General features: G+C 66.0%; 2 protein-coding genes. Both read left to right on the forward strand.

Annotated elements, in window-relative coordinates:
• The first annotated feature begins 512 nt into the window (after nucleotides 1-512).
• The gene (locus ABGB16_RS33370; protein WP_347672038.1) at nucleotides 513-995 is read left to right on the forward strand and encodes a hypothetical protein; all 483 of its coding nucleotides are present in this window, start codon (nucleotides 513-515) and stop codon (nucleotides 993-995) included.
• 295 nt (nucleotides 996-1,290) lie between these two features.
• Nucleotides 1,291-2,703 (forward strand): hypothetical protein, encoded by a 1,413-nt coding sequence (locus ABGB16_RS33375; RefSeq protein ID WP_347672039.1) that lies wholly within the window; start codon nucleotides 1,291-1,293, stop codon nucleotides 2,701-2,703.
• Nucleotides 2,704-2,856 lie beyond the last annotated feature (153 nt).

The raw sequence follows: 2,856 nt of genomic DNA on the forward strand, positions 1-2,856 counted from the left end.
GTTATCAAAACCATCGCCCGCGACGCCTACGGCTTCCGAAACCCCGAAAACCAACGCCTACGCACCCGCACCACCACCACGCGACGCCACCGCGGACACCTCAACCCCGCTTAAGTTCGAAGAGCCTCTATGTCGCCTGCGTGACTGCCGTATCCATCTGGGAAATCCGCTTCGTCCGTGGGTATGTGACGCCGTTGAGTGTCTGATCAGCGTGCCGCCCGGCCGTCGCACGCTGCAGGCAGGATGCCCTGGCCGGGATCGGCACGCTCCGCAGGCGCACGACGGCGCCGTCGACAGTGATCGTGACGTGATTCTCGCTTGGGCTGATCGTGGCCGAGGAAGGGCCGAACCCGGGGTTCTGGAGGCTGAGATCTCGGGTTCGGCCTCGGAGATGCTCCATGGGTGACCGCCGATGTTCCCGCTCGCTCTGAGACTCCGATCGCGTTGTTCGTTGATGCCAACGATCCGGCCTTGCGCGAGCATGCCGAGTAGGGCCGATTGTCAAACGTGCGGTGCTCGCCGCTCTGCTCGGCCTTGACGACGCCGCCAGCGTGCAGGTGCAGACGTGGTGGGGTTCGCTGATGCTGCCGGTCATCCGGCTGGCCGAGGCTGGCTCTAACCGCGGCGCGATCACCTTCGATCAGGACATGTTCCTGCTCTGGTCGTCGGCGACCCGCCTCGTCCGTGACGGGGACGGCCTTTGGACTCGGCCAGCGGCGGGGATGCCGTGGCTGCTCGGCACCGGTGATCGGATCTACCTCGGCGTGCTCGCCGGCCTGTCGGACGGCCAGCGGCAGGCGCTGCACGACGCGTTGTCGGTGTACGGCTGGTATCTCGGGATGATGCGTGTCGACGTGACCGACTCGCTGCACCATCGGACTTCTTGGGTCACTGCTTGGCCAGCAGGATGGCCAGGTGGTCGTCGAACGACCCGGCCAGGCTCGCCAGTAGGGCTTGGCCCTTGGCTGCGGTGCCGGCCGAAGGCCGGCCCATGACACCGGTCTCTGTGTACGCGCTAACCCCGTGGACCAGCAGCATCGGTCGGTCATCTGCGGCGTGGTCGCCGTCGACGTAGCTCCCGCCGACCGCATGGGGCTGTACGTTCAAGGTCAAGAAAGTCCTGGCCGGCGTCGCCAAGACAAGCGCTGCGGGGCCATCAAACCCGGCGCACTCCGCTCGCGCGTGACACTACTGTCGCGACGGATCTGGCACTCTGTCCAGGTGAAGTTGACCCCTCCCCCCGGGGCCGCGGATGTGCCCGTTGGAGCCCGTGACGCCTTCGATGTGCCCGTGCTCGTGCGCTGGTCCACGCCGTTGCGACCCGGTCGGCGCCCGCACCCCAGCCGCATCGATGCCGCGCGCGCTACTTGGCCTACTCGAGGCCACATTCCATCGAGCGGCATCTATCGGGTAGCGACCACCTGGCGCGACGTCATCGACGCTGCGTTGTCCGTCGGCCGGGATCCTACTGCCTGGCTGGCCGCGGTACCTGCGCTGGCATCATCGGAGATCATCGCTCGGCGCTCACCCTTGGCGGCCTACCTCGGCCGACGTCGTCTCGCTCCGGCCGTCGGCACCGGCTTCAGGGTCGAACCAAATGTCGTCTACCGCGACGGCACCGAACGTACCGCCCAGGCCGCGTTCGGCTACCGCATCGGCATGACCATAGCGGAGTGGGCCTGCCGAGGGCTCATGGGCCTCGGTCCGACCGCTCACGCCGAAGCTGTCACACCTCTGGGTGCCGGCTCGGCGTGGTCAGCCACGCTGGGCCTGCCCGACCTGGTCGGCGAGCATCCGGATACTCCATCCACCTGGCTCGTCGAGGCCAAGGGCGCTCGTAAACTGATGCGAGGAGCATTGGTCAAGGGCGCCGCGCAACTGTGCGCTCCGGGCCTCATGACCGGACCCCACGTGAGGGTCTTGTGCGGTGCCAGTTTGGAACACCGCCTGTTCGTCAGCATCGATGTCGAGAAGATCGACAGCACGCGTCACCTTCCTGACACTCGTAACGGTGGTGACCCTGAAAGCAGTGACCAGGCGCTGATGGCGCTGGCGCGTTCTCGCATGCTCTTCTACCTGGCCTTGGCCACGATACCGGCAGTCGATCGGCGTATCGTGCCCATTGGGCAGGCGGTTCGAGCACGCGAAGGCGGCCGGCCGGGTGCCACAGTGACTCTATTGGAAGACGATCCCACGACCCGCGCTGAGCGGCAGGCGGCCCGACGTGACGTAGCTCGATACGAGCGTCGGCCCGGCCGAGAACGACTCGACATGCTCGTTGGGCGAGTTCCCGGCACCGACGTGACCATCGGAATGTCTCGTCGGCTGTTTGCCGCCTGCGCCGGCCTGGCTCAAATCCAGCGAGAGATTGCTGTCGGCGTGGAGCGTGCATACCCACAGGTCATCAGCCTTGACCACTTCGCTTCGGCTGATGCAGATGAACGCCGCACCGAGGAAGCATTCGCGGTCCGTAGCGAGCAACGCCGCTCCATGTACTGGGAACAGGAGCGTGAGCTGTCAGGTGACATCGCCGGTGCCCTCCGGGCAGGGTTCACGAGCGGAGAGCAACAGTCATGGCAGAGCCTGCTTGAGCAGCGCACGCCTCTGCGCCTCAACACGCCGACATCAGCCGTCGTTGAGGCCGCCACAGCGGACACTTACCTTGCCCTCGACGTGCCGACCGTCGCCGGATGGATCGCTTAAGGGGCCTCCTGGGGAGTGTGGATCTATCGGCTCTGGCACAGAAACGGTGGTCGGGGTGACTGGTCTATGCGAGCAGGATTCGTTGTCGTAGGAGCGCGAAGCCGGCTCGGCCGTACATCTGCCGCTTCAGGAACTTGATCTTGGTGTTGGCGC

Source organism: Micromonospora sp. B11E3 (assembly GCF_039871625.1).
Lineage (GTDB): Bacteria > Actinomycetota > Actinomycetes > Mycobacteriales > Micromonosporaceae > Micromonospora.